We start from the raw sequence: 26,493 nt of genomic DNA on the forward strand, positions 1-26,493 counted from the left end.
GGATCAATAATCCCCTTTGCGGCCGATCTCCTCCACCCGCACATTGACCTCTTTGCAAACCGGCGGGCTGACAAATGGTGTGATATCTCCGCCGTAAAGCGCGATTTCTTTTACCAATTTTGACGCGATTGGTTGCAACGAAACGTCAGCCATTAAGAACACCGTTTCGATATCGTCGTCCAATTGCTGGTTCATGCCAGCCATTTGATACTCATATTCAAAATCGGCGACGGCGCGCAAACCGCGAATGATCACATTGGCGCCCTGTTTTTGCGCAAATTTCACAAGCAACGCGTTGAACCCAACGACTTCGACATTGTCGAGGCCCATTTGCGCCACTTCGCGTTCCACCATGGCGAACCGTTCCTCGGTCGAAAACATGGGATTTTTAGAAGGGTTCGTGGTCACACCAATGATGAGGTGATCCACCAATTTGGAACCACGCCGTATAATATCAGCATGGCCCAATGTGATCGGGTCGAATGTTCCGGGATAAATCCCAATACGGCGTGTCATTCTACATCGACCTCCCATCTAATTGTCCCGGCTGAGCTGCCGTTATTGAATTCAAATTCGATCCGCTCTTTGGAACCATCCGAAATTTCTCCCGCATAGCTGTTAGGACCTTGCTCAGTAAAATTGACGGTCGCGAACATCGCGATCAATCCATCCCTGCAATCGACAGGGGCATCGTAAATACGCTGTACAAACATGCCGTCGGGACTTTCTTGTCGACCGCTGTATCGTAGGCTCGCATCCGCGCATGCTGGCACATCGAAACGATCGACCAAGGATGCGACGAGGGTTGCGTCCACAGATTGATCGCCATTGCCCGAGCTCTCTACGTCTGATGAACAGCCGGAGACCGCGCTCACCAACACTAGGGTTGAGGCAATGCCAATTTTCACCGATCCCGCTCCACAATGAACCGGGCGAGCGCGCGCAGCATGTCTGCTTCGCTGCCGTGATTGGCCAAATGGGCGATCGCCTGATCGACCAAGGCCCGCGCCTGTTCGCGCGCTTTATCCACCCCCATCAAAGTGACGAAGGTTTGCTTGCCTTGTTCGCTGTCTTTGCGCAGCGCCTTGCCCGCCAGTTCCGCATCTCCTTCAACGTCGAGGAGATCATCGGCAATCTGAAACGCCAATCCGATATCACGCGAATAGGCCCGTAAGTGAGCGCGTCCTTCCGGTGGGATCTTGCCAAGGACCGCGCCCATCTCAACACTTGCAGCCAACAAAGCGCCGGTTTTCAATTGTTGCAGTCGGGTGATCGTATGCAGATCGTAATCCACGCCCTCTTCATCGGCGACCATGTCCATAATCTGACCACCGGCCATGCCGTTCATACCGCTGGCTGTACCAAGGGTGGCGATCAATTCGCTGCGCACGAACGGATCGGCGCTGGTCCCGACATCCGCCAAAATTTCAAACGCCAATGCGTGCAACGCGTCGCCCGCCAAAACCGCAGTGGCTTCGTTGAACGCTTTGTGCACCGTTGGCTTTCCATGGCGCAGATCGTCATCGTCCATGCATGGCAGATCATCGTGGATCAATGAATAGACATGGATGGCCTCCACCGCGGCACCCGCACGCAAGGCCGCCGTGCGGTCGACACCAAACAATTCTGCCGTCGACACCACCAATAACGGTCGAACCCGTTTGCCCCCGCCTATGGCGGCGTAACGCATCGCTTCGACCAATCTCGCGCTGGTGTCAGATGGGATCGGCAAGAACGCGTCAAAGACGGAGTCGATTTCCTGTTGGACCCGTTTCAATCCGCTTTTCAGAATATCGCCGTTGATCCCGACAACATTGGAGCCACCAGCCATCTTAGCTGCCGCCGTCTAGCGGCGCAGTGCCGGTGGGCACTCCGTCCGACCCAGCGACGATTTTCTCAATCCGCGCCTGAGCCGTGTCGAGCCTATTCTGGCACGCGGCGCGCAATTTCTCGCCCCGTTCGTAAAGGGTGATCGATTGATCAAGCGGCACATCGCCGCGTTCCAATTGTTGCACGATATCTTCCAGCGCCACGAGCGCCTGTTCAAACGTCATGTTCGCAATGTCGGTGCCCGATTGGGCCGAAGTGTTTCCTTCATCCATAGCGCTGAGCATTGACGCTGACGGTCGGCCCGGTCAAGGCTGTGTAACGGGCACAGTCCCCAAGAATTGCTTTTGCACTACCGGCAAGGGCAATGCGCGGGGCAAACAGGGACACGATCGACGATGAAATGGGTTATCGCCACACTTTTGGCGGCTGTTATCTTCGGCGTGCTGGATGCGATGTGGTTGAATTGGGCCGGGCCCAATTTGTACGAACCGCATATTGGCGAAATCATGGCCGACGAATTCAACCCGGTCGCGGCGGGCGCATTCTACATCATCTATTTGGCGGGCGCAGTGTGGTTTGCGATTCGCCCCGGTTTGGAAAGCGGGAGAGTGTCGGTCGCGCTGCTCAACGGCGTGCTGTTGGGTGCATTGTGTTACGCAACATTCGATTTAACCAGCCAAGCTGTGTTTAAAGTTTGGGCGACGAAGATCACGATTGTGGACATTATGTGGGGCGCGTTTGCGACCGGCTCGACGAGCGCTATCGTAACGTGGCTAACGCTGAAACTAACACATCGGACCGACGGATAACCGTCGCAACCGAATAGCGATACTAGGATAACGGGGCACACACGCATGTTTATCGGTCATTTTGCACCCGCTTTTGTCGCAGCGGCCGCATATTCACGCGGCCCCAAACTGGGCACCTATTTCGTGGCGGCGCAGTTGGTGGATTGGGCGTTCTTTGCGCTGGCGATGATCGGCGTGGAAAAAATGCGGATCGATCCAGATGCCACGGTGATGGTGCCGTTTGACCTCTATTATATGCCTTACACCCATTCCTTAGCCGCGGTGGGCGCGTGGGCGATTAGTTTTGGGATCGTCATCGCGATTTGGCACAAGGATACGATCGCCGGATTGTTGTCGGCGGTTGTTGTCGCGTCGCATTGGGTTCTCGATTGGTTGACCCATGCCCCCGATCTGACATTGGCCGGCGGTGACAAGGTGTATGGCCTTGGCCTTTGGAATCACCCAGAAATCGCGATGCCTTTGGAAATCGGCATCACCCTTGCCGCGATTATCTATTACCTCAAACGGTCGCGCGGACCGGCGATCCAACCGATGGTGTTGATCGGCGCCTTGTTCCTGTTTCAAGCGATCAACTGGTTCGCCCCTCCCCCAACAGAGGCAAATATGATGGTTTATGCCCAATCGCTGATTGCCTTTGGAATTTTAACCGGATTTGCCGTGTGGGTCGGGGAGAACCGCTATTTCACACAACGCGGCGGGTTGGCGGCAGCGAGCCTGTAATTTATGGGGTGCTCGCATGAGCAAACACAACTCCGAAATCACCCCCGAAGTCGTCGAACAACACGGCCTGTCTCCCGAAGAGTATGATCGCGTGCTCAGCGGATTGGGCCGCACGCCCAATTTGGTTGAGTTGGGCATCTTTTCCGTGATGTGGTCAGAGCATTGCAGCTACAAAAGCTCACGCCTGCATTTGAAGAAATTGCCGACAGAGGCGCCGTGGGTGATTTGCGGACCGGGTGAGAATGCCGGAATCATCGATATTGGCGATGATCAGGCTGCGATCTTCAAGATGGAGAGCCACAACCACCCATCCTATATCGAACCGTATCAGGGAGCGGCCACCGGCGTTGGCGGCATTCTGCGCGACGTCTTTACGATGGGCGCGCGGCCGGTTGCCAATATGAATGCCCTGCGTTTTGGCCGCCCCGATCACCCCAAGATGAAACACCTGGTTCAAGGTGTTGTCGCCGGCATCGGCGGATATGGCAATTGCGTCGGCGTTCCGACCGTTGGTGGAGAGACTAATTTTCATCCCGCATATGACGGAAACATCCTCGTCAATGCGATGACGGTCGGCGTCGCGGATACGGATAAGATTTTCTATTCCGCCGCGACCGGTGTTGGCAATCCAATCGTCTATGTCGGTTCAAAAACCGGACGCGATGGCATCCATGGCGCGACCATGGCCAGCGCGGATTTCGAAGAAGACGCAGAGGCAAAACGGCCTACGGTTCAGGTTGGCGACCCGTTCACGGAAAAACTCCTGATCGAAGCGTGTCTGGAATTGATGGCGACCGATGCCATCGTTGCCATCCAAGACATGGGCGCAGCGGGCCTCACCTCCTCCAGTGTCGAAATGGCCACCAACGGCAAGGCCGGCATCCGGTTGGATATGAACAAGGTGCCGTGCCGCGAAACCGGCATGACGCCGTATGAAATGATGTTGAGCGAGAGCCAAGAGCGGATGCTCATGGTCCTCAAACCCGGCAAAGAAGCCATGGCGCAGGCGATCTTTGAAAAATGGGAATTGGATTTCGCCGTTATCGGCGAAGTGACCGACACGCGGCACATGGTCCTCGAATTTGATGGCGAAGTGGTGTGCGATATTCCGCTCGGCCCTCTGGCCGCCGACGCGCCAGAATATGACCGTCCGTATCTGTCGAAAGATGAATACGCAAAATGGGCGGAGATCACGCCGCTCGACCACACTCCGACATGCGATGACCCGGGCGCGGATCTGCTCACCATGTTGGCGTCCCCTGCCCTCGCATCGCGTCGTTGGATCGCAGAACAATATGACAGCCAAGTGATGGCCGACACGCTGCAAACCGGCGGCGATGCCAGCGTCGTGCGTGTTCATGGCACCGATAAAGCGCTCGCGATGAGCACCGATTGCACTCCTCGTTATGTGCATGCCGATCCGTATGAAGGCGGCAAACAAGCCATCGCAGAAGCGTATCGCAATCTGTGCGCGGTTGGCGCTCGGCCTCTCGCCGTGACCAATTGTTTAAACTTTGCGAACCCGCAACGGCCCGAAATCATGGCACAATTTGTCCATGCTCTTGATGGCATGGGCGAGGCGTGCCGTTCGTTGGATTTCCCCATCGTGTCTGGCAACGTGTCGCTTTACAACGAATCCAAAGCAACCGGCGGCGGCAGTGCCATTCTGCCAACGCCCGCCATTGGTGGCGTTGGATTGATCGACGATGCGGCCACTATGGTCACGCCGGCGTTCAAATCAGAAGGCGATGCGATCTACATAATTGCGCCAGAATTCTGGGCCAAACCCGATCCCACGCGTTCGCACTTGGGCAAGTCCTTGTGGCTCGACATTGTCAAAGGGCTCGATGCTGGCCGCGCGCCTCCGGTGGACCTCGCCGCAGAACGCGGCGCGGGTGAGATCGTGCGCACATTGATCGGCGCAGGCATTCTTAGCGCGGTGCATGATTTGTCCGATGGCGGTTTGGCCGTGGCTTTGGCCGAAATGGCAATGTCCGGCGGGATCGGCGCAACGGTTTCCGAAAACGACGCCTATACAAAGGCACAATGGTGGTTCGGCGAGGATCAGGCGCGGTACATCATCACGGTGTCGCCCGAAAATTCCGACGCGTTCAACCGGATCGTTGCCCAAGGACCCGATATTCCAGAGGCGGAAATGGTCGGCTTCCACCGCATCGGAACCGTCGGAGGGGATGGCCTTTTGGGCGTTTCTTTGTCCGAAATGCACGCTGCGCATAACAGCTTCTTCGCCGATTGGATGGGCGGATAGAAACGCTACAACCGATCCTGCATTATGGCGGGCACTGGTTGGTGCCGTTTGCCATTGCGTGGGTTATTTGGCGTCGGGATTGGTTGCGAAACGGGGCGGTCATTGCCGCGGCAAACGCGATCGATTTCGACCATGTGTTGGCCACACCCATGTTCGATCCGGACAGGTGCAGCATTGGTTTCCACCTTCTCCATGGGTGGGAGGCCGCGCTGGCATTCACCGTCATGATGTTCATCCCGCGATGGTGGGCGCGCGCGTTCGCGATCGGGGCGTTGTGGCATCTGGTGGTGGATTACGGTGATTGCTCGATGCAGGTTTGGTGACAATGACCGCCGTGTATTCCGGGGCGTCACATGCGAAAACGTGCAATCTGTAAGGCACGTATCGATCTTGGTTCGATGGGGTGCTGTAAGCCGCCGCCGACGCCATCGATCGGCGTGTTCGTTTCGAAAAAGGTTGCGGCCGCCAGACCCAATTGGATCAAGCGGCCGCATAAACCATCGGATTGGCCACCGGCTTCATCAATACAATTTGCGCCGTCTATACCGTCTGGCCGGGAATGAAATTCGTCATCCGCAGGGCGGACCGTTAGGCAGCTTGCGGTGCCAACAATTGCTCTTCCGTGTTCCCTTCGCTTTCAAGAATGCGTAGGCATTCGCGATAGATCACGGGTTCACCAATATTCATCCGCGCGCGCACTTCATTGATGTCTTCACGCATGACCTTTTCGACATCCATATGCGCGAGCTTCGCCGCCGCCTTGCCCAATTCGCGGCCTTCTTTGATCGCAGCGTAAATCGGCGCTTTTGTGCCGGACACTTTCTTGATCTGACGCGCGGCAGCGTAGGCGATAAATTTCACGCCTAAGTTCTGATTCTGCTCGTAGCTAAAGCCAAGCAGCGCGGCTTCGCCCAAGGCATCACGGCCGTAAGACGTTAGAACATGGAAGAGATCATGCGTGTCGCGCAGACGGCAAAGATACCATTCCACCTGATCGTTGGGTCGTTCTTCGCGCGGGCGCCAATCGTAACTTTCTTCGGCCAATCCCGCCGCGGTCAGCCCTTCGCGCTTCATGAATCTGATATAGTGATGGGCCAAAGTTTCCGGACCACAATCGGCCCATGTCGCGTGGTCATCCAATTTTTCAGAGATCGGATTGCCGTCTTCGCGGATCATGAAATCTCGGCCCTCTTCCGATTGGATGAACGCTTTGGCCTGATCGAACGGTTTGCGCCCCTTTAGGGCTTCGATGATGTAGAACACCTGTTTGGTGTCCTCTTTATCGGCGATGAGGTTCTTGAAATGATGCAAGGCCTTAAACGGGCGAAAGCCAGCCATATCGCGGTCATTTGCGACCATTGGTAGATCAAGAATTGCCATCAATACCTCCCAGTAGAGCGACTCGATTTGAGTACATGAATTGAAACTTACATTGATGTCAGTAAGTCGTCAACCACCGGTTTCGTAACGTCACTCTTCCCTTGTCCGCACAGTATGGCAATAGAGCGCAATGCAAGACCATGAAACAACACCCTACGCTCTTACCGCGCTACCCGATGATGAAAGCGTCGCACGCGCCCGCGCGCTGCGCGATTCGTTGAAAGAACGGCGAACCTGCCGGTATTTCTCAGACGCTCCTGTCCCGCGCGAGGCAATCGAGGCAGCCATAGAGGCCGCCGGCACAGCCCCAAATGGAGCCAATCACCAACCGTGGCATTTCGCGGTTGTTGAAAGCGAAAAGAAAAAGCGCGCCATTCGCGAAGCGGCAGAGGCGGAAGAGCGCCGCTTCTATGGTGCCGATGGTGACGCCCCTAAAGCCAGCGACGAATGGCTGGGCGCGCTGAAAGAGTTGGGCACCGACGACGCCAAGCCGTTTTTGGAAACCGCGCCTTACTTGATCGTGGTGTTTGCCCAGCGCAAAGGCGGCATCGACGAAGACGGCAAGACGCAAAACTATTACGTCAATGAGAGCGTCGGCATCGCATGCGGCATGTTGATCGCCACCCTGCACGAAGCGGGATTGGCCACTCTTACCCACACGCCGTCGCCTATGGGGTTCTTGCGCGAAGCTTGCGAGCGACCGGAATGGGAAAAACCATTGATGATCGTGGTTGTGGGTCGCCCAACCGACGACGCCACCGTCCCCGCCCATGCGTTGAAAAAGAAACCCCTAAGCCAGATTTCAAGCTGGCTTTAAGCGGACACCAAATCGCCCGATTGCGTTTCGGCCGCCAACAAATTGTACGGATCGATGCCTTCTGAACACCAGATCTTATGGCATTCCCGGTACACGGTCGGCTCTGGAATGTTCAACGCGTTGCGCAGACGATCGACCGGCTGTTTCAACAACTCGCGGATCGGTTCTTCGATGAGGCGCGGTGACCCTTTGCCGGTCCGGCGCGCTTGTTGGGCGGCGGCCATGATCGGTGCGCGGCTCCCTTTGACCTGCATTTTAATGTTCAGCGAGCCAGCATAACCGATCAACAAGTGACCGTGGCTGGGGCTCTGACCGTGGGTGAACAACAACACGCATTGTTCGCCCAACGCGTCCCGTCCGTATCCGGTAAGGACGTGGAACATATCGTGCAGATCGCGTGAACGATCGCCAAACCATTGGGCCATATCGTCATATTTAGGGCGACCGGTGCTTTCTGCATCCGCCACCAGACCCGCTGCCGTCAGACCTTCGCTTTCCATGAAATCGCAATAGGCATGGGCCAGACTGCCCTTTGGCGTCCGACGCAAAGCGGCATGATCGTCCAAAATTTCCGGCAAATCGCGTTCTGTTTGACGCAAGAATTCGCCGTGCTCGGATTGAGACAAATTCTGCACGCGCGGCATGAATGTGCGCGGGGGAAGCGCCTCGTAGATCTTGAACACCAAGCTGGTGTCTTCTTTGTTCTTCATCAAAAGGCGAAAGTTCTTGATCGCGCTTGGCAATGAATATCGCGCCTTGGGACGATCAGGGTGCAGTAAAACGGTGCCATCGGCGGCGTATTGATTGGAATAATCGGCGATGTTTTGCATGATCGTCGGGCCTCGGTCGATTCTTAGGGGTCAAAGTTTGCAATGTGACCGCTAACAAGAATCGCTTACATTTCTGTAAAGAGACCCACGCAATGTTGCGTATGGGTGTTGGGTGAGTGTCGTGCGCCCTACCCCGTCGTCCAGTCGTCGCGAGGAATTCCCAAAAGCGAAAGTATCGAAGTCAGATCGCCGCGATCAATCCGGCCATTGGAAGCCGCCCGTGCCTTTGGCTTTGCACGATAGGCAAAACCGTACGTCGCAACCTCAATCATCGGAATGTCATTGGCGCCATCGCCGCTCGCCAAAGTGGTGGCGTCTTCGCCAAACCGGGTGGCCTCTTCGATCAAAACGGCCATTTTCGTGTTCGCATCGGTAATCGGCCCGTCTAGACCACCGGTTAGACGACCGTCGGCCACGCCAAGCCGGTTTCCAACCACCCGATCAAAACCCAACATCGCGCCGACCTCATCGCCAAAATGATGGAAACCGCCGGTGACCAAGATATTGCGACACCCAAATGCCTTTAATGTCTGACACAGAGTCTTTGCCCCGGGTGTTGGAGAAATACGGTCGCGCAAACAACGCTCTATCGCGGCTTCCTCTAACCCTTTCAGCAACGCCACACGCTCCTTCAAAGCGGATTCGAAATCCAATTCACCCTGCATCGCACGCTCTGTGATGTCGGAAATTTGTTCTTTCAATCCGGCGAAATCGGCGAGTTCGTCGATGCATTCCTGACCAATCATGGTCGAATCCATATCAGAGACAAACAATCGCGGCACGCGCGGCTCCGCGGATGTGACCAGTGAATCGCTCGATGGGAAATGCGCATCGATAATGTTTTGAATCAATCGGACATCATCACAGCCCCATCGCATTTCCAGAACCGGCACATCCAAATCAAATATTTCGGCGCTCTCATAATGCGGAACGGAATCGCTGTGCGCCAAGGCATAGCTAACCGGCTTGAGCATCGTTTCGAGATCACCCGTTCCATCCGGGTTCTGGTCTGCTATCAGACGCGAAATGAGCACCAAGAAATCTCCCAAACCGGCCAAGAAAGATCAGCCATTGTCAGAGCCAACGTCACACGCGACGTCACACCCGCTGGCGCTCATTGCAGGGCCAACCGCGAGCGGCAAGAGCGCATGTGCGATCGACCTGGCACAAGCTTTGGCCAAACAGGATCGCAACGCTGTTATCATCAACGCCGATAGCGCGCAGGTTTACGCCGATTTGCAGGTCCTATCCGCCCGGCCATCAGAAAAAGAAATGGAAGGTGTTGAACACCGCCTGTTCGGATCGTGGGACGGCGCGGACGCATGCTCTGCCGCCGATTGGGCCGTGCGGGCCAAGGCAGAAATTGCCCAATGCCATAAAAAGGGCGCGGTTCCGATCTTGGTCGGGGGCACCGGCATGTATTTGAAGGTCCTCATCGAAGGGATCGCCCCCATCCCCGCCATTGAACCCGAAATCCGCGAGGTTGTGCGCGCGATGGATGTGGAAACAGCCTATGCCGCGTTGATGATCGAAGATCCTGTGCGCGCCGCCGACCTCAACCCCGGCGACACCCAACGGATCGCGCGCGCATTGGAGGTAAAACGGTCCACCGGGGTGACATTAGGCGATTGGCAACAGGCGAAAACAGGTGGCATCGGCGATGAGGTGACCCTGCACCCTCTCGTTATGATGCCCGAACGCCAATGGGTTTACGACCGATGCGACGCGCGCTTTGAACAAATGTTGGATAGCGGCGCAATCGAAGAGGTTGAAGCCTTATTGGAACGCGGCCTTTCTCCCGAATTACCAGTGATGCGCGCGATTGGCGTCCCCGAAATCACCGCAATGATCCGCGATGGCGCATCGCGTGAGGATACGATTGCAGCGGGCGCGCAATCCACGCGCCAATACGCAAAACGGCAATTTACGTGGTTGCGGAACCAATCCCCCGACGATTGGCCCAAATTAGACTTAAAAAATATCGAGATTGACGACGTTTTTGCATCATTATTACAACATTAATGCTTGACGCGATAGAATGTGACCATTAGCGAGCAATCAAGACAGCCCTTTAAGTCGCACTTGGTTCTGTCGCAAAATATCGCTATCCGTAGCGTCGCAGATTATAGGTGAAGGTCTATTTCAATCATGATTATCGTCATTCTAGTACGGGAAACGGGTTGATTTAGGACGCTTCGATTACGAAACATCCTGAAGAGGCCCGATGCGAACATTCGCTTCGGGCCTTTTTCTTGAGCGGTTGAATTTTTAGGAGAACGGTTGTGGCGAAGCTTTCAGGAGCCGCCTTGTTGATGGAAAGTCTGGTCGAACAGGGGGTCGAATATGTCTTCGGCTATCCTGGTGGAGCGGTCTTGCCCATTTACGATGAGCTGTTTGGCGACGAACGAATTCGCCACATCCTTGTCCGGCACGAAGCGGGCGCGGCGCACGCTGCCGAAGGATATGCGCGGGCCACCGGCAAACCCGGCGTGGTTCTTGTCACATCCGGGCCCGGTGCGACCAACGCGGTCACCGGCATTGCCGATGCTTGGATGGATTCGATTCCGCTTGTCGTGATTACGGGTCAGGTTCCCACCGCCTTGATCGGCACGGATGCGTTCCAAGAGGCTGATACGGTTGGCATCACGCGCCACTGCACGAAGCACAATTATCTGGTCAAAGACCCCGCCGACCTGACGGCAACGATCGAAGAAGCCTTTCGCATAGCAACCACGGGCCGTCCCGGTCCGGTTGTCGTGGACATACCCAAAGATGTGCAGATCGCTGTCCCATCCAAAACCAACGCGTCATCGCGGCCCGCTTCGCATCGCTACGCGCCGCAACTGGTCGCCCCGGCAGAGCAAATCGCCGAAGCCATCGACATGATCGCAAACGCGGATTGTCCGATCCTTTATACAGGAGGCGGCGTTATCAATTCCGGGCCAGAGGCGACGCGCCTGCTGCGTCAACTACAAGACCTAACCAACGCGCCGGTCACATCGACGCTAATGGGATTGGGCGCGTTTCCAAGCGAGCATTCCGATTGGCTCGGTATGCTGGGAATGCACGGCACATACGAAGCCAATATGGCGATGAACAAGGCCGATGTGATGGTCTGTATCGGGGCGCGCTTTGATGACCGGGTAACGGGCCGTCTTGATGCGTTCTCTCCCGATTCCAAGAAAATCCACATCGACATCGACCGTTCTTCCATCAACAAGAACGTGACGGTCGACCTCGCGATTATAGGCGATTGCGCCACGGTTCTGGAACAGATGGTAAGCGCATGGGGCGAACGTGAGGCGCGCCATCTGGGCGAATGGAAAGCTCGGATTGCCGGATGGCGCGCGCGCGAATGCCTCGCCTATCCCGAACGCTCAAGAAAAGATCCCAAGGCCATCATGCCGCAAAAGGCGGTGGAACGCCTGCACGCCCTTACCCGCGACAAAAGCCCGATCATCTCCACGGAAGTGGGTCAGCATCAAATGTGGGCGGCGCAATATTTTGGGTTTGAAGAACCGAACAAATGGCTGACAAGTGGGGGCCTTGGCACAATGGGCTACGGCTTGCCCGCCGCGATTGGCGCGCAGTTGGGCCACCCCGATGCGCTGGTGATCGATATCGCCGGTGAGGCATCGATCCAGATGAACATTCAAGAGCTTGGCACGGCATCCCAATTCCGTCTGCCGGTCAAGATTTTCATCCTCAACAACGAGTATATGGGCATGGTCCGCCAATGGCAGGAACTGACCTATGAAAGCCGGTATTCCAACTCCTATTCCGACAGTCTTCCCGATTTCGTGAAATTGGGCGAGGCCTATGGCTGGAAGGGTATCCGCATCACCGATGAGGCCGATCTGGATGCGGGTATCTTGGAAATGATGAACCATGATGGTCCCGTGATCGTCGATTGCTGCGTCGCCCAAGATGCCAATTGCCTGCCGATGATTCCATCGGGCGCGGCGCACACCGAAATGCTGCTTTACGGCGATCAGGTCGACGGCACGATGGATGACGAAGCCAAAGCGTTGGTTTAACCCGCGCCGGTCAAGGAAAACGAAGATCATGAAAATCAAGAACGCCGAATCCGAACGGCACGTCCTTACCGTAACGGTCGATAATGAACCGGGTATCCTGGCCAAGATCACCGGCCTATTCACGGCGCGCGGTTACAACATCGACAGCTTAACCGTGGCGGATATTTCCGATGATCACGCGATCAGCCGGATCACCGTCGTCACCAATGGTCCACCTGAGGTTATTGACCAAATAGAGGCGCAACTGGAACGGCTGGTTCCTGTCCACAAGGTGACCGACCTCACCGCCGCTGGCCCCCATGTCGAACGTGAATTGGCTCTGATCAAGGTTGCGGGAAAAGGGGAATCGCGGGTCGAGGCTTTGCGCATTGCGCAGCACTTTCGCGCCAATGTGGTCGACACAACCACGTCCAGCTTCGTTTTTGAGCTAACCGGTGCGCCGGATAAGATTGACAGTTTCATCGTGTTGATGCGCGAACTCGGCCTCGTTTCTGTGGGCCGATCCGGCGTGGTTGGCATGATGCGCGGGGCCGGTGGCAGCTAAACCGCACGACACAGTTTTTGAATTCAACAAATATACGAAAACAAAGGGAAAACCCATGAAAGTCTATTACGACGCCGACGCCGATCTCGGCCTTGTCAAATCCAAAAAGATTGCGATTGTCGGGTACGGTTCGCAAGGCCATGCCCATGCGCAAAACCTGCGTGACAGCGGCGTTGCCGAAGTAGCAATTGCCCTGCGCGAAGGTTCCGCAACTGCAAAGAAAGCCGAAGAGGCTGGCTTTAAAGTCCTGACCAACACAGAAGCGGCAAAATGGGCCGACATTCTGATGATCCTCGCGCCAGATGAACATCAAGCTGGCATCTGGGAAAATGACCTTGCCGGCAATATGAAGCCGGGCAGCGCCCTCGCCTTTGCACACGGTCTTAACGTGCACTTTGGCCTGATCGAACCACCTGCCGATATCGACGTTATCATGATCGCACCAAAGGGCCCCGGCCACACCGTGCGCAGCGAATATCAACGCGGCGGCGGCGTCCCTTGCCTTATCGCAATCCACCAAGACGCCAGCGGCAGCGCGCACGACGTTGCCCTCGCCTATGCCAGCGGTGTTGGAGGCGGTCGGTCCGGCATTATTGAAACCAATTTCCGCGAGGAATGCGAAACCGATCTGTTCGGTGAACAAGCCGTTCTGTGCGGCGGCATCACCCACCTGATCCAGGCCGGTTTCGAAACCCTGACCGAAGCGGGCTACGCGCCCGAAATGGCTTATTTTGAATGCCTGCACGAAACCAAGTTGATCGTAGATCTGCTGTATGAAGGCGGCATCGCCAACATGCGGTATTCAATCAGCAACACCGCCGAATACGGCGACATCACCACTGGCCCGCGCATCATCACTGATGAGACCAAGGCAGAAATGAAGCGTGTCCTTGATGACATTCAATCAGGCCGGTTTGTGAAGGACTTTGTTCTCGATAACCGCGCTGGTCAGCCGGAATTGAAGGCCGCTCGCAAGCGTGCCGAAGCGCACCCGATTGAGAAGACCGGTGCCGAACTGCGCGCAATGATGCCGTGGATCAGCGCAAACAAGTTGGTCGACAAGTCGAAAAACTAACGCCATCGGGTGGAGGATGCTGAGAGCAAACTCCACCCGTATAATCTTTGTCGTGATCGCCTTCGCATGGGTGGTGATCGTGGCACGTGCCTATCTGAATGTGAAAGGCACCGACGGATTGATCGCGGTCGTCCCGCAATCAGAGGTCCAATCCTTTGCTCGGCAGGAGCTGGATGCACTGCAAACGCGCTCGTTTGCCGAAGACATTGAATTGTGCGGCATCATATTCGAAACTGACAATGGCGAATTGGGCGTATCCCGTCCCAATGCCGGCAGCATTTCCAGTTGCGACATCGCTTATTTCGATGAACCCGGCATGGTCCCCATCGCCAGCTTTCACACACACGGAAAGCACTCCCCCCGCTTTGACGGAGAAGTGCCTTCGCTTGTCGATATTGAAAGCGACGTGGCCACAGGGATGGATGGGTACATCGCGACGCCCGGTGGGCGTTTGTGGCATATCGATCATGAAACGGCCATCGCGCGGCAAGTGTGCGGCGAAGGATGCGTGACACAGGATCCGAATTACCGACCCTGTGACCGTGATATCATTCCTTCAAGCTATACGGTGCAAGAATTGGCCGATCGATTCAGCACCGCGGATCGCGGATGCTGACGCGCACCGATCCCTAAACCACCTCTATCCATCACAACGAAAACCGCCCGCGAAAGGGTCCTCTCCTTTCGCGGGCAGCTGTGTGTTTCGCCGATGGGTTTGTCAGCAAAGAGCAGCAGGGGAACCGCTCAATCAGGGGGAATGCCGTAACAATCCATCGAAATGCGACCCTAAGGGCAAGCCTGAAAACGATAACCGGATGGGTCGCGGGCTATCGAAAAAAGGCGTGACCGGAGGCACTAGGAGGAACGGCCCCCGGCCACGCCAAGTATGCACCCGTCAGGCAGCGGGTGCACAAGCTGATGCGGCGCAAGCGCTTGGGGCGCAGGCCGAAGCTTCACAAGCAGAGGCAGCGCAAGCCGAAGCGGCGCATGCGGATGCAGCACAAGCCGATGCAGCGCACGATGCGGCAGAGGCAGACGCTTCACACGCTGCTGCGGCGCACGCTTTGGCTGCGCATGCGGCGGCTGCACATGCAGCTGCGGCGCAGGCGGCTTCGCGTTGAGCGCGCGCTTGGCGACGGGCTTCGCGATTGGCGCGACGTTCTGCTGAACTGGTGTCGATGGAGCGCGGTGCGGAATAACCGCTTGGACCGCATGGTGCGTCTGCCAATGCCGGCGCGCCTGCTGTTGCAGCCGCCAGTCCACCGGCAACCATCATCATCTTCGCAAGGTTCATAGTAGTAGCCATTTTGAATTTCCTTCCAGAGTGTAATTCTAGTGTCGTATTTGAGGGGATCGGGTTGTTGTGATCGGGTATTGGCGTCCCAGAAAATCAGACCGGCGCATCAGGGGGGTCAGGGGAGTTGCCGGCCAAAATGCCGGGACGCCAATGGGGTAAAGCTTAATCGCCGAACCGTTTGCCATCGGGCACATTAGCCCAAGCGGGATCGGATTTTGCGATGAAGCCATCAACGTCGCCAAGCCAGGTTTCTTGGACGTTGCGATTGAAGTTCAAATACAACTTGCCGCCGTGGATTTTATAAAGCGTCGGATCACCCGGTGCGAGCGAGCCGCGGCTCATCGCCCATGCGCAGTGGCCGCCATATTGTGGGGCGTAGCGATCCGGGTTCTCTTCAAACAAATCGGCGTTTGCTTGGCTGGAAAAGTGGAATTGGGCACCATCATGTTCGACCATGAAACGGGCATTGCCCAAAACGGGTGTACCGTTGCCTTGGAAATAGCTGACTGAATCGTAGCCAGAAAGGGCGACCGTGCTGCCTTCGACACCAACAAACACGCCACCATCGGCATGCGCAGGTGTGGTCAATGCAATTGGTCCTGCAACCGTAGCGCCGAACGCAGCAGCCGCGAGCATAAGGAATTTAAGTTTCATCGGGGTTCTCCTAAATTTCGTCGTGCTGCGACCACTTGGCTGGCATTCAGGATGGGGCGTCAGGGGTAAGAACCGGATAAGGGGGTTACCGGTCCGGGGGTCCTGAGAGCCGCCAAGTGGCCGCGCACATCAAGCAGTTCGCCCGGTCACGCAATTTGGTGACAGGCAACCCAAAAAAAATTCAAAAAAGTTTGCAGAACGTCCGAAATCGCTCCGACTGAGAGGGAGATTTTCGGTGCCGAAACGCACGAACACTCGACACGATTGTCGCATTGCGTCAGGATAAATATGCCCGTGGGACAACGGGTTTTACAGGCGGTGTGTCGTAGGATGCATACAGCCGGATTGGCGTAAAGCTCGCCCGAAACATACGATACCAAAAGGGGTGCGCATGCGGTTATCGGATTGCCACAATATTGATGATTTTCGGAAGTTGGCGAAATCGCGCCTGCCGTTTCCCGTGTTTGATTACATTGATGGGGCAGCCGACGATGAACTGACCAAGGCGCGCAACACGCGCAGTTACGATGGCGTCGATCTGGTCCCGGATGTTTTGGCCGGCGTGGCGGATATCGACACCTCCTGCACGATCCTTGGCCGCAAAAGCGCCCTGCCCCTGATGCTGTCTCCCACCGCGGTGCAACGCGCCTTTCATTGGCAAGGCGAAACCGCCGTCGCAAAAGCAGCGGAGAAATTCGGGTTGTGGTTTGGCATATCCAGCCTCGCAACCCGCAGCATCGAAGACATCGCCGCTATGACCAGCGGCCCAAAATTGTTCCAATTGTATGTCCATAAAGACACCGGATTGAACACGAACATGATCGAACGGTGTCAGGCATCGGGCTTTGACGCATTGGCCTTGACCGTGGACACCATCGTTTCCGGCAAGCGGGAACGGTGTTTGCGCAGCGGTTTCACCACCCCGCCCCGTTTCACTCCGGCCAGCATCTTGAGTTACGCAACACGCCCGCAATGGACGCTGGATTATCTCTTCCGCGAAAAATTCAGCCTGCCCAACCTCGACACCCATGTCAGCGAAGGATCGAGCAAAGCGGTCAGCATCGCGGAATATTTCAACACAATGTTGGACACTTCGATGGATTGGGATACCGCCGCCGCCATTCGCCAACAATGGGGTGGCACTTTCGTCTTGAAAGGCGTGATGAGTGCCGGAGACGCACGCCGCGCGGTCGAAATCGGCGCGGATGCGATCATGATTTCCAACCATGGTGGACGCCAATTGGACGGCAGCCGGGCCCCCTATGATCAATTACCCGAAATCGTCGATGCGGTTGGCGGTGAGATCGAAATCATCTGCGATGGTGGGATTCGTCGTGGCACTCATGCGCTAAAGGCCATGTGCTCTGGCGCCACCGCCGCGTCGGGCGGTCGATTGTACCTTTATGCCCTGGCCGCAGCGGGTCAGGACGGGGTCGAGCGAGCCTTGGCCATTTTGAAGGATGAAATCGAACGCGGCATGCGATTGATGGGGGTTACCCAAGTCGATCAATTGACGAATGACCGCATTCGGCAAAGGACCCTGTTATGAATACGGGGCCTGTCATTAAGTTGCAAAGTTCCTTTGGCCTTAGCATATCCATCAACGTGAGCCGGTGGGATCATCAATGAACACGCGATTTGTTTTAGTGTCCGTCAGCGCGCTGATTGCGCTTACTGGGTGCAGCGCAACCGAAACGCCCGACGCAACCAGCGAAGCGGATGCATTCGCCGCGCGCATCAACGGCGAAACTCCAGCGCAAGCCAGCACATCGACTGCATCGTCGGATCAGGCCTATGCCCCGCCCCCACCCACAACTGCGCCGCCGCGAACAAACGCCGCACCTGGCGCGTTTGCGCCTGGCACCGCGACGGATCCCGCCAGCGCAACATGCAACGCCAACAAAATGGGTCCATTTATGGGGCGGCTTGCGGATGAGGCAACGCGCGCAAACATCCTGAGCGCCGCCGCCGGTGCCGCCGATGTCCGATTTATCGAAGCGGGCAGCCTGTATATCCGCCCGGATTCATCCAATCCGCGTTTGAACATCATGTTGGACGTGCAAGGCATCATCCGGGACGCCCGCTGCGGGTAACGCGCGCGCCGCAATGCGCCAATTGCGAACAGGCCCAAGAATGAATTGGGGCCTAAACGAAAACGCCCCCGTCACTCTGTCGAGCAACGGGGGCGTTTCGCACATCTAAGATCAACTCAGATTAATCTTGGTAATGCTCGCTTGCATCATGTGTTGGGTAATTGGTGTCACCGCTGGCGATGAAGCCTGGGATGTCTTTTTGCCAATTGCCTTGAACGCTTTCGTTGAAGTTCAAGTAGAGCGTGCCGTCGACGATCTCGTAAACTTCTGGATCACCTGGTGCCAACGCGTCATTGGCGCCGATGGCCCATGCGCAATACCCGCCATAAGCAGGGGCATATTTGGCTGGCTCTTCAATGAAAGCTTGGGCGTTTGCTTCGCTGGCAAACCGGTAATCAAAACCTTCGTAACGCACGGTGAATTCTTCGGCGCCAACAACGGGAACGCCGTCATCGGTGAAGTAGCTGACAACGTCGTAACCAGAAACGGCCAACGTGTCGGCTTTCGCTTTGCGATAGATTGGGCCAACCGGTTCACCACCGAGATCGGCAAACAATGCTGTTTCGGTTGCTTCGGCTACCATGCTGTCGCCTTCAGGTGCAGCTTCGGTACCGCAAGCAGCAAGAGTTGCCATCAAAGCGATGGCGGTCATGGGGGCAAAAATTGATTTCTTCATGGGGTAGTCCTCCTTAAAAACTGATAGTCCCGACTGGCTGCCTATGGCCGTATCGCCGGTAACATTGGGCAATTCGCGCGGTGCGAATGAATGGTTACACCCAATTTCACAAATTCGGAATGGAAACGATTTTGTGCGCAATTTCCTCCCCGGCTTGCGCTGCGCAGAATAATAGGCAAAGACTGTCGCCATGGCTTATCGCACAACACTCCTTCTACGACTTATGCGCCCTTGGGCGGTCTAGGGTTCTGCGCGAGAGTATAGCGGGCCCCATTCGTTCAAGGGTTTCGAAACGCTTCACTTCTCACAAGTTATTTTAAGAGCAAGAGCCAGTTCCATGCTGAAACAGCCTTCGACCAAGTACCGCCCATTTCCGCAAATCAACCTGCCCGATCGCCAATGGCCAAGCCGCGTCATCGACCGTGCGCCGCGCTGGCTCTCAACCGATTTGCGCGACGGCAACCAATCGATCATCGACCCTATGGACGCGGTGAAGAAACGCCGTTTCTTTGACCTTCTAGTCGAAATCGGCGTGAAAGAGATTGAGGTCGGCTTTCCCAGCGCGGGCGCAACGGAATTCGACTTTATTTCCGGCCTCGTCCAATCGGGCGCGATCCCCGACGATGTAACCGTCCAAGTGCTCACGCAATCGCGCGAGGATTTGATCAAGACCAGTTTTGAAAGCTTGACCGGTGCGCGCGCAGCGATTGTGCACCTTTACAACGCAGTCAGCCCGGCGTGGCGCGACATTGTGTTCCGCATGTCAAAATCTGAGGTGCGCGACATCGCCATCGCTGGGGCAACAGTTATGCGCGACGAAGCCGCCAAACGCCCCGAAACCGAATGGCATTTCCAATATTCGCCCGAAACATTTTCAACCGCAGAGATTGATTTCAGCATCGATGTTTGCGCGGCGGTTATGGAGGTTTTGAAACCGACACCGGATAAGCCCATAATCTTGAACCTGCCCGCCACGGTTGAGGCAGCGACCCCCAACATCTACGCCGATCAGATCGAATATTTCTGTCGCAACCTGCCCAATCGCGAAAGCGCGATCATATCGCTCCACACGCACAATGATCGCGGCACCGGCGTCGCGGCGGCAGAGCTGGGATTGATGGCGGGCGCGGACCGGGTTGAAGGATGCCTGTTCGGCAATGGCGAGCGCACGGGCAATTGTTGCCTCGTGACAATGGGCCTCAACCTGTACACGCAAGGCGTTGATCCAAAGCTTGATTTTTCTGACATCGATCGCGTGATTGAGACGGTCGAATATTGCAACGACTTGCCCGTGCACCAACGCCACCCTTACGGCGGTGAATTGGTCTACACCGCCTTTTCCGGCAGCCACCAAGACGCGATCAAAAAGGGTTTCGAAGCACGCGGGACGCAGAATGATGAAACTTGGCGCGTGCCATACCTGCCCATCGATCCGGCCGATCTGGGCCGCAATTACGAAGCGGTCATCCGCGTCAATTCGCAAAGCGGCAAAGGCGGATTTGCTTGGGTTCTGGAACAGGATCAGGGTCTCAAACTGCCCAAAGCGATGCAGGCCGATTTCTCGCGCCGTGTCCAAACATTGGCCGACGAATTGGGCCGTGAACTGAATGCGGCCGACATTTGGGACGCGTTCAAGGCGACCTATCACGTCCAAACGCCGGACAAATATTTCCAGCTGGTCGACTACGAAGAAAGCCGTGCGGCAGACGGCACCCGCCTGTTCGCCGGAAAAATCGCAGTCGATGGCGGGGAGCAAAGCGTCTCTGGACGGGGCAACGGCCTCATTTCAAGCGTGGTGACCACGATCGAGGAGGCCTTTGATCTGGATATCAAAGTTCTCGACTACACAGAGCATGCTTTGGGTTCGGGACGCGATGCGCGCGCCGCCGCCTATCTGAAATGCGAAAGCGGCGACCGGGTAATCTGGGGATGCGGCATCGACGAAGACGTCGCCACCGCCAGCGTGCGCGCCGTTCTAAGCGCAGCGAATTCGGCAGTGGGATAAGATGTCAAAGGCCAAGGGATGCATTCTTGCCGGATTGGCAATAATCGCGCTGATCACCTCGGCCTTCATAATAGCCGGATTGATTGAGCCGTCTGTTGATCCAGAATTCGAAGAAAACCTAACCCAAAGTCCGCCGATCGGCGTTCCAAATCTCATCGCAATAGAGGCAGAAAAACTCGGCGTAACGGCGATGGCTGTTACAGTGCTCAATGGTGATACCGAACGGCAAACCCATTACTTTGGCCGGGCACATGCAGACGGATTGATGCAATTGGCCAGCCTTTCTAAGGTCGTTTCCGCGACCGTGATCCTGATGGTCGCGGATCAAAAAGATGTCGGGATAGACGATGATATCCGCGCGCAAATTGTCTCAATCGACATCGCGGCGCTTGCTGGCGGCGATCGGCCAGTCACTCTCCGTCAGCTTCTTTCCCACACAACCGGGGCATCGCAATCTGGCTATCCCGGTTATCCGCGCAATGGCGATGTTCCCACCCCTGCTCAGGTCATCGGATCGCCACCTCGCTTCTTTGAATTCTCTTTGGAATTTGACGGCACGCCCGGCAAATTCCGCTATTCAGGCGGCGGATATACGATCGCGCAATTGTGGGTGGAAGATGTCACTGGCAAGAGCTTTGAGGTGGCGGCCCAAGACATGCTCTTTGGCCCGCTGCGTATGGAGCAATCCACCTTTGCACAGTCCAGCGATCCCGACGATTTCGCTCCCTATGCAATCATCGGCGCAGACAGTGGTTTTGCCCCGACCCAAGGGGTCTTCAGCTCACTTGAAGACAGCTGGCACATCTATCCAGAAAAAGCGGCCGCCGGCCTTTGGTCAACATCAAATGACTACGCCAGTTTTGTAACGGCCTTGCTGGATTCAGCAGCAGGCGTTGAAAACCCAATACCCAGCGCAATTGCGCAGGCAATGATCACACCGGAAGCCGAAACCGATTTCGCGCCAAATATGCACTATGGCATGGGCGTGATGCTGTCTTTAGACGACAACAGAGACGCCCAAGAAGTATGGCACACAGGCGCAAATGCGGGCTATCGCTCCATCTTCATCGCGCGCCCTGCCACCAACGAAACGCCGCGCCGGGTCGTCGTGGTTACATCGAACACTGCATCCGCGGCTTATCTGAACAGAGCGACTGCGACTGCTTTGATCGAACGCTGAGCAGAGCGCGCAAACCTGCTCCAACTTCATCGTGGTAAGTGGCTAACTCCAGGACTCCCCGCCGCAATTGAACCGAGGTTTGTTAAAGCCACCCTTGTAGGCTACCCCACCGCCATTGGGGGATTGATGACAAAAAAATTGGAGCCACCTCGCGTGGTTGGCACTCTTGGGGCGAGTCTGCTTAACCTCAATGGGATGATCGGTGCCGGCATCTTTGCCCTGCCCGCATTGCTCTATGTTGGTCTTGGCAATTTTGCGCCTTGGGCAATTTTGTTGTTTGCCATTCCCACGGCGTGTTTGGCGGTTGCCGCGTGCAAATTATCGACCTTGTTCGATGAGTCCGGCGGGGCACAGCTCTATGTCGAAACGGCCCTGGGCAAATTCACCGGGTTTCAGGTGGGCTGGTTCGTAATTTGCGCCAGCAGCACTGGCAGAGCGGCGAATTTCCACGTGTTGGTTTCCTATCTGGCCGCATTGTTCCCGGTTTTTGGTGGACCGGTCGTTCACCTTGTGACGGTTGTTGCCTGCATCGCCATCACCACCGGCCTGTGCGTTGTTGGGACGAAACGTTCGGTAGGCGGACTGGGCGTGGGAACCGTGTTAAAACTCGGTCCGCTGTTCCTGCTTTGCGCGGTGGGATTGGCCACCAATGGCGTGCCCCTTACCGCCGAATTGCCGACATTCACCGGGCTTGAATCGGTTGCGCTGTTGATCGCCTACGCCTTTTCCGGTTTTGGAGCATCCATCGGATCAGCCGGCGAGACAAAGAACCCGCGCGTCACCATCTATCGCTCCGTCATTGTTGCGCTGGTTGGCGTCGCGGTCATCTATGCGATCATCATGTGGGCCTATATCGCCATCGGCCCAGAGGTCGGGGACGGCGATATCCCCCTCGCCGCGGCGGCGCAAAAATTGTTTGGCGATTGGGGCGCTTTGATGATCAGCGTCGCAGCAGTTTTCTCTATCGCCACCAATCAATTGGCCGGCTTTATCGCGTTCCCACGCATATTGTATGGCATGGGCGAAAGCGGGCTCCTCCCGAGATTTTTTGCCCATGTATCGCCGCGCTTTCTGACGCCGGACTACGCAATTTTGTCGTTTGGAGCATTCGTGGCGTTGATCGCCGTAACCGGAACCTTCGCGACACTGGCGACGTTGTTGGTCGCCGTGGAACAGATCATTTTCGTCCTCGTCCTGATATCGTTTGGCGTTTTGTGGCGCAGCAACTTTCGCGGACTTAAGGATGCGACCGGCCCGGTTTGGCTGATCATCTTACCCGTTGCAGTGGCCATGATCGTTTGGTTGTCGATACAGATTCCAGCAAGCGCGGTTCTATCGACAATGGGTATGATCGCGATTGGCGCAGCGCTGTACTGGCTGGCACAGGCAGGCGTGAGACGGCAGGCGTCTGAGCTTTTGTGAGAATTGGTCAGGTGTTGAACAAACCAACGCCTAAACCACATAACCGCAACAACATCACCCAATCGCAAACGTGACGTTCCGTTACCGACCCAATTGCGAACGGCCACCCGGTCTGAGTGGGACACTAAGCGTCAAAAAACGACTTTGTCATGCGCTTAAGGAACGTTCTGGTTAACAGTCGCCGTATTCCCGTTGCCCACTTGCGATAAAACCGACGCATCGCCGTCCCCAGACTGCCTAATCTCTGCATTATTGAGATTGCCGTTCTGGATGACGTTCGATGATATTCCGGTACCAAGATCTTGGACAAGCCTTACTGAATTGCTTTCACCCGATTGGTCCACGTCGGATGTGCCCAAATCACCATCCAAAACCAAATCTGCAATATTTGATATCCCGGATTGAACCGCTGTCGACACGTTTCCGTCGCCATCAGCCTGCGAGACGGTAATTCTGTTAAGTTCGCCCGATTGTGCGGCGACTGAGCGATTGCTGTCGCCCGCTTGATTGACGGTGTAGGCTAAAAAGGTGCCAATCTGATCGATTGACGCAAAATTTCCATCGCCCGATTGGACGATCGAACTGCTGTTGTCGGCGCTGTTGGCCAAATCGAGCGGATCTCCTTGATTCACGACGCGCGCTTCATTGTCCGAACCCAGTTGAAACACATTGCTAAAGTTGTCGGCGCTTAGCTGGCGAACAAATGCAATGTTGTTGTCGGCTAACTGGCTGATAGAACTCTCATTGTCTTCGTCGGCTTGGCCAATAAGGTCGGTGCCTTGTTGCAGATCAGCGCTGTTGAAGTTGCCTTGCTGGAAGATGAAGCTCGACTGACTGACGGAATCTTGCCCCTGAAGCACCAAAGCGCTGTTGTCAGAGCCGGTTTGGTTCACATTGCTTGCGTCAACAATGCCGCGCTGAGTGACATTGGATGTGTTGTTGGAACCAGACTGCGTAGTTGTCGCCGAAGCAAGGAATGCGTTAGCCCCAACTCCATCTGCATCTTGTGAGATAGTGGAACTGTTATTGTCAGCCGACTGAACAACCGTTGCTCTCACACTGTCAGCGGACTGCGTAATAGTGCTTACTGCGTTCGAGCCTGATTGGGTGACAGTTGCTTGATCGCTTGCACCCGTTTGGGTCACGGTGCTTGTGTTGCTTTGCGCGAACGCTGAGCTTGAAATACTCAACGCCCCTGCCGAAACGATCACCAAAAAAAGATTCTTCAACCCAAAACTCCAAACAGCAAATCTCGGAGAACAATAACCGCACTAACATGCAATTGATAGCGATATTCTCGCTGCGAATGGCAATTTAAGATGCCAAGCTCGAAGCTTGTGAGAAGGACTGGTGCGAAAAGCCGCCCGGCCAATGGCCCTTGTCCATGTATTCAAAATCTACACGGACATTGACCGCAGCATTGTGACAGAAGCAAAGGGCTGACTCACACCGGTTTGATTTCTGTGCGACCTCTTATTCAGTAGAAGAACAGGACCTGACTCCTTGCGAGGCCAACGTCCGATTCCACCCCCAATACCGGTCGCCCATTGCTGCCATGAAAAGCCCCAAGAGCAGACGCAGATTTCCTACATCCGGCGCGCTCGATAAACACATCGGGTGTTTTTTCTCTCGCCCTCTTCAATCTGCGCCTTGCGCGGGCAATGGTTCGGCGCTCTTATGCATCGTCACTTTTTGCGCCTAGAACCGTGTAACATGCGGTCCATGTCTCGGCTAAGCCTATGAAAACGCATATGAGTGACACAACCCAACGTGGGAGAGAGAAGCGCATATGACCGAAGCTATCCTTGAGCCAGACTTGCCGATCATCGATCCGCATCATCACCTGTGGGACCTGCGCCCAATGATGCCGATGTTCCCAGAACCCCGGCATCGCTTCATCGAAACTCTGGTGGATGCGGCGTATTACACTTTCGACCACTTGCATGCCGATGTGACCACCGGACACAACGTGGTGGGAACGGTCTTCATGGAATGCGGCGCATTCTACAACGCGGCCAATGGCGAGGCGTTGAAACCGATCGGTGAGGTCGAGTATGTCAATGGCGTCGCGGCGCAGTCGGCAAGCGGCCTATACGGCCCCTTACGCGCCTGTGCCGGCATTGTGGGCCACGCCGACCTAACGCGCGGCGCAGCAGCCGGTGACGTGCTCGACGCGCTAAAGGCGGCGTCTCCGGATCGGTTCAAAGGCATCCGGCATCAAGGTGCGTGGGATGCCGATCCCGAAGTGTTGGGCCCTCCGTTCCATGCACCGCCTGAGCTGTACCGCGATGCAACGTTTCGCGAAGGGTTTGCGGAACTGGGCAAACGCGGGATGAGCTTTGACGCGTGGATCTTGGAACCGCAAATCGGCGATGTCATCGACCTCGCCCGCGCATTCCCCGATACGCCCATCTGTCTGGATCATTGCGGCACTCCGTTGGGCATGGCGAGTTACACCGGGAAGCTTCAGGAACGGTTTGGCGTCTGGCGCGATGCGATCACAGAACTGGGCCAATGCGAGAATGTGATGGTGAAACTGGGCGGGTTGGCCATGCATAACTGCGCCATGCCAGAGAATGGCCCGGCGGCGGGCGTCGGATCGGAAGAACTGGCGCGTCTTTGGAAACCCTATATCGACACATGCATCGAGGCTTTCGGTACAAAACGCGCGATGTTTGAAAGCAACTTTCCCGTCGATCGGTGGGGCGCGACCTACCCGGTTCTATGGAATGCATTCAAGCGGATCACCACCAATGCAAGCGCGGGTGAGAAAGCAGACTTGTACGCCGGGAACGCATCACGGTTCTACAGCGTTGAGGACGTGCTTGCCTGATTGCAATCAGCAACCTACCGAG

At 56.0% G+C, this 26,493-nt stretch carries 27 protein-coding genes; 17 read left to right on the top strand and 10 right to left on the bottom strand.

Annotated elements, in window-relative coordinates:
• Nucleotides 1-3 precede the first annotated feature (3 nt).
• The 4 genes from coaD to BQ8290_RS12800 are packed head-to-tail and all read right to left on the bottom strand — an operon-like array spanning nucleotide 4 to nucleotide 2,102.
• Nucleotides 4-516 (bottom strand): pantetheine-phosphate adenylyltransferase, encoded by a 513-nt coding sequence (coaD, locus tag BQ8290_RS12785; RefSeq protein WP_108790900.1) that lies wholly within the window; start codon nucleotides 514-516, stop codon nucleotides 4-6.
• Nucleotides 513-908, bottom strand: a complete 396-nt coding sequence (locus BQ8290_RS12790; protein ID WP_108790902.1) for a hypothetical protein — start codon at nucleotides 906-908, stop codon at nucleotides 513-515. Before BQ8290_RS12790 ends, coaD begins: the two co-directional genes overlap by 4 nt.
• Entirely contained in the window at nucleotides 905-1,831 is a 927-nt protein-coding gene (locus tag BQ8290_RS12795) for a farnesyl diphosphate synthase (RefSeq protein WP_108790904.1), read from the bottom strand. Before BQ8290_RS12795 ends, BQ8290_RS12790 begins: the two co-directional genes overlap by 4 nt.
• A 1-nt stretch (nucleotide 1,832) precedes the next feature.
• Entirely contained in the window at nucleotides 1,833-2,102 is a 270-nt protein-coding gene (locus BQ8290_RS12800) for an exodeoxyribonuclease VII small subunit (RefSeq protein ID WP_108790906.1), read from the bottom strand.
• A 123-nt stretch (nucleotides 2,103-2,225) separates the two neighbouring features.
• Between BQ8290_RS12800 and BQ8290_RS12805 the strand changes: the two genes are divergently transcribed.
• Genes BQ8290_RS12805 through BQ8290_RS12820 form a run of 4 tightly spaced genes read left to right on the top strand, consistent with a single transcriptional unit; the run spans nucleotide 2,226 to nucleotide 5,951 of the window.
• Nucleotides 2,226-2,639, top strand: a complete 414-nt coding sequence (locus tag BQ8290_RS12805; protein WP_108790908.1) for a DUF2177 family protein — start codon at nucleotides 2,226-2,228, stop codon at nucleotides 2,637-2,639.
• Between the two features lie 45 nt (nucleotides 2,640-2,684).
• The gene (locus tag BQ8290_RS12810; RefSeq protein WP_108790910.1) at nucleotides 2,685-3,359 is read left to right on the top strand and encodes a hypothetical protein; all 675 of its coding nucleotides are present in this window, start codon (nucleotides 2,685-2,687) and stop codon (nucleotides 3,357-3,359) included.
• A 16-nt stretch (nucleotides 3,360-3,375) separates the two neighbouring features.
• The gene (gene purL / locus BQ8290_RS12815) at nucleotides 3,376-5,628 is read left to right on the top strand and encodes a phosphoribosylformylglycinamidine synthase subunit PurL (protein WP_108790912.1); all 2,253 of its coding nucleotides are present in this window, start codon (nucleotides 3,376-3,378) and stop codon (nucleotides 5,626-5,628) included.
• Nucleotides 5,613-5,951: a DUF6122 family protein gene (locus BQ8290_RS12820; protein WP_108790914.1), complete on the top strand. Its 339-nt coding sequence runs from the start codon at nucleotides 5,613-5,615 to the stop codon at nucleotides 5,949-5,951. The genes purL and BQ8290_RS12820 overlap by 16 nt, the downstream gene beginning before the upstream one ends.
• A 265-nt stretch (nucleotides 5,952-6,216) precedes the next feature.
• Here BQ8290_RS12820 and BQ8290_RS12825 read toward each other — a convergent pair whose 3' ends face one another.
• A complete protein-coding gene (locus BQ8290_RS12825; RefSeq protein ID WP_108790916.1) occupies nucleotides 6,217-7,008 on the bottom strand; it encodes a Coq4 family protein in 792 nt (263 codons plus the stop codon).
• A 130-nt stretch (nucleotides 7,009-7,138) separates the two neighbouring features.
• On the opposite strand from BQ8290_RS12825, the gene BQ8290_RS12830 reads away from it, so the two are divergent.
• The gene (locus tag BQ8290_RS12830; RefSeq protein WP_108790918.1) at nucleotides 7,139-7,825 is read left to right on the top strand and encodes a nitroreductase family protein; all 687 of its coding nucleotides are present in this window, start codon (nucleotides 7,139-7,141) and stop codon (nucleotides 7,823-7,825) included.
• Here the strand turns inward: BQ8290_RS12830 and BQ8290_RS12835 are convergent.
• Both BQ8290_RS12835 and serB read right to left on the bottom strand, forming a co-directional pair.
• Entirely contained in the window at nucleotides 7,822-8,655 is an 834-nt protein-coding gene (locus BQ8290_RS12835) for a Coq4 family protein (protein ID WP_108790920.1), read from the bottom strand. The two genes, BQ8290_RS12830 and BQ8290_RS12835, sit on opposite strands and share 4 nt — an antisense overlap.
• A 128-nt stretch (nucleotides 8,656-8,783) precedes the next feature.
• Nucleotides 8,784-9,689, bottom strand: coding sequence for a phosphoserine phosphatase SerB (gene serB / locus BQ8290_RS12840; RefSeq protein ID WP_443112323.1), 906 nt, complete (start codon nucleotides 9,687-9,689; stop codon nucleotides 8,784-8,786).
• Here serB and miaA point away from each other — a divergent pair.
• The 6 genes from miaA to BQ8290_RS12870 all read left to right on the top strand — a co-directional run bounded on the left by miaA (nucleotide 9,682) and on the right by BQ8290_RS12870 (nucleotide 15,432).
• A complete protein-coding gene (gene miaA / locus BQ8290_RS12845; RefSeq protein ID WP_108790923.1) occupies nucleotides 9,682-10,677 on the top strand; it encodes a tRNA (adenosine(37)-N6)-dimethylallyltransferase MiaA in 996 nt (331 codons plus the stop codon). The genes serB and miaA overlap by 8 nt on opposite strands.
• A gap of 290 nt (nucleotides 10,678-10,967) precedes the next feature.
• Nucleotides 10,968-12,692 (top strand): biosynthetic-type acetolactate synthase large subunit, encoded by a 1,725-nt coding sequence (ilvB, locus tag BQ8290_RS12850; protein ID WP_443112341.1) that lies wholly within the window; start codon nucleotides 10,968-10,970, stop codon nucleotides 12,690-12,692.
• Nucleotides 12,693-12,720: 28 nt separating this feature from the next.
• The gene (ilvN, locus tag BQ8290_RS12855) at nucleotides 12,721-13,236 is read left to right on the top strand and encodes an acetolactate synthase small subunit (RefSeq protein ID WP_108790927.1); all 516 of its coding nucleotides are present in this window, start codon (nucleotides 12,721-12,723) and stop codon (nucleotides 13,234-13,236) included.
• Between the two features lie 55 nt (nucleotides 13,237-13,291).
• Nucleotides 13,292-14,311 (top strand): ketol-acid reductoisomerase, encoded by a 1,020-nt coding sequence (gene ilvC / locus BQ8290_RS12860; RefSeq protein ID WP_108790929.1) that lies wholly within the window; start codon nucleotides 13,292-13,294, stop codon nucleotides 14,309-14,311.
• A gap of 16 nt (nucleotides 14,312-14,327) precedes the next feature.
• The gene (locus tag BQ8290_RS12865; RefSeq protein ID WP_108790931.1) at nucleotides 14,328-14,927 is read left to right on the top strand and encodes a DUF4329 domain-containing protein; all 600 of its coding nucleotides are present in this window, start codon (nucleotides 14,328-14,330) and stop codon (nucleotides 14,925-14,927) included.
• A 199-nt stretch (nucleotides 14,928-15,126) separates the two neighbouring features.
• Nucleotides 15,127-15,432 carry a hypothetical protein gene (locus tag BQ8290_RS12870; RefSeq protein ID WP_108790933.1) on the top strand — a complete coding sequence of 102 codons (306 nt, stop codon included), beginning with the start codon at nucleotides 15,127-15,129 and terminating at the stop codon, nucleotides 15,430-15,432.
• 338 nt (nucleotides 15,433-15,770) lie between these two features.
• Here the strand turns inward: BQ8290_RS12870 and BQ8290_RS12880 are convergent, their stop codons facing one another.
• Nucleotides 15,771-16,262: a YHS domain-containing (seleno)protein gene (locus tag BQ8290_RS12880; RefSeq protein ID WP_108790937.1), complete on the bottom strand. Its 492-nt coding sequence runs from the start codon at nucleotides 16,260-16,262 to the stop codon at nucleotides 15,771-15,773.
• 391 nt (nucleotides 16,263-16,653) lie between these two features.
• Here BQ8290_RS12880 and BQ8290_RS12885 point away from each other — a divergent pair, with 391 nt between their 5' ends.
• Together BQ8290_RS12885 and BQ8290_RS12890 are read left to right on the top strand one after the other, a co-directional pair.
• Complete coding sequence (locus tag BQ8290_RS12885) at nucleotides 16,654-17,811, top strand: alpha-hydroxy-acid oxidizing protein (protein ID WP_108790939.1); 1,158 nt, start codon at nucleotides 16,654-16,656, stop codon at nucleotides 17,809-17,811.
• Nucleotides 17,812-17,887: 76 nt separating this feature from the next.
• Nucleotides 17,888-18,355, top strand: coding sequence for a hypothetical protein (locus tag BQ8290_RS12890; RefSeq protein ID WP_108790941.1), 468 nt, complete (start codon nucleotides 17,888-17,890; stop codon nucleotides 18,353-18,355).
• Between the two features lie 121 nt (nucleotides 18,356-18,476).
• Here the strand turns inward: BQ8290_RS12890 and BQ8290_RS12895 are convergent, their stop codons facing one another.
• The gene (locus tag BQ8290_RS12895) at nucleotides 18,477-19,031 is read right to left on the bottom strand and encodes a YHS domain-containing (seleno)protein (RefSeq protein WP_337661400.1); all 555 of its coding nucleotides are present in this window, start codon (nucleotides 19,029-19,031) and stop codon (nucleotides 18,477-18,479) included.
• 337 nt (nucleotides 19,032-19,368) lie between these two features.
• On the opposite strand from BQ8290_RS12895, the gene leuA reads away from it, so the two are divergent.
• The 3 genes from leuA (at nucleotide 19,369) to BQ8290_RS12910 (ending at nucleotide 23,638) form a co-directional block, all read left to right on the top strand.
• Nucleotides 19,369-21,036, top strand: coding sequence for a 2-isopropylmalate synthase (leuA, locus tag BQ8290_RS12900; protein ID WP_108790945.1), 1,668 nt, complete (start codon nucleotides 19,369-19,371; stop codon nucleotides 21,034-21,036).
• Between the two features lies 1 nt (nucleotide 21,037).
• Nucleotides 21,038-22,216 (top strand): serine hydrolase, encoded by a 1,179-nt coding sequence (locus BQ8290_RS12905; RefSeq protein ID WP_108790947.1) that lies wholly within the window; start codon nucleotides 21,038-21,040, stop codon nucleotides 22,214-22,216.
• A 126-nt stretch (nucleotides 22,217-22,342) separates the two neighbouring features.
• Nucleotides 22,343-23,638 (top strand): amino acid permease, encoded by a 1,296-nt coding sequence (locus tag BQ8290_RS12910; protein WP_108790949.1) that lies wholly within the window; start codon nucleotides 22,343-22,345, stop codon nucleotides 23,636-23,638.
• 155 nt (nucleotides 23,639-23,793) lie between these two features.
• Here BQ8290_RS12910 and BQ8290_RS12915 read toward each other — a convergent pair whose 3' ends face one another.
• Entirely contained in the window at nucleotides 23,794-24,867 is a 1,074-nt protein-coding gene (locus tag BQ8290_RS12915; protein ID WP_108792395.1) for a hypothetical protein, read from the bottom strand.
• A gap of 560 nt (nucleotides 24,868-25,427) precedes the next feature.
• Here BQ8290_RS12915 and BQ8290_RS12920 point away from each other — a divergent pair.
• The gene (locus tag BQ8290_RS12920; protein ID WP_108790951.1) at nucleotides 25,428-26,471 is read left to right on the top strand and encodes an amidohydrolase family protein; all 1,044 of its coding nucleotides are present in this window, start codon (nucleotides 25,428-25,430) and stop codon (nucleotides 26,469-26,471) included.
• Nucleotides 26,472-26,493: the final 22 nt, after the last annotated feature.

The organism is Erythrobacter sp. Alg231-14, assembly GCF_900149685.1.
Classification (GTDB): domain Bacteria; phylum Pseudomonadota; class Alphaproteobacteria; order Sphingomonadales; family Sphingomonadaceae; genus Erythrobacter.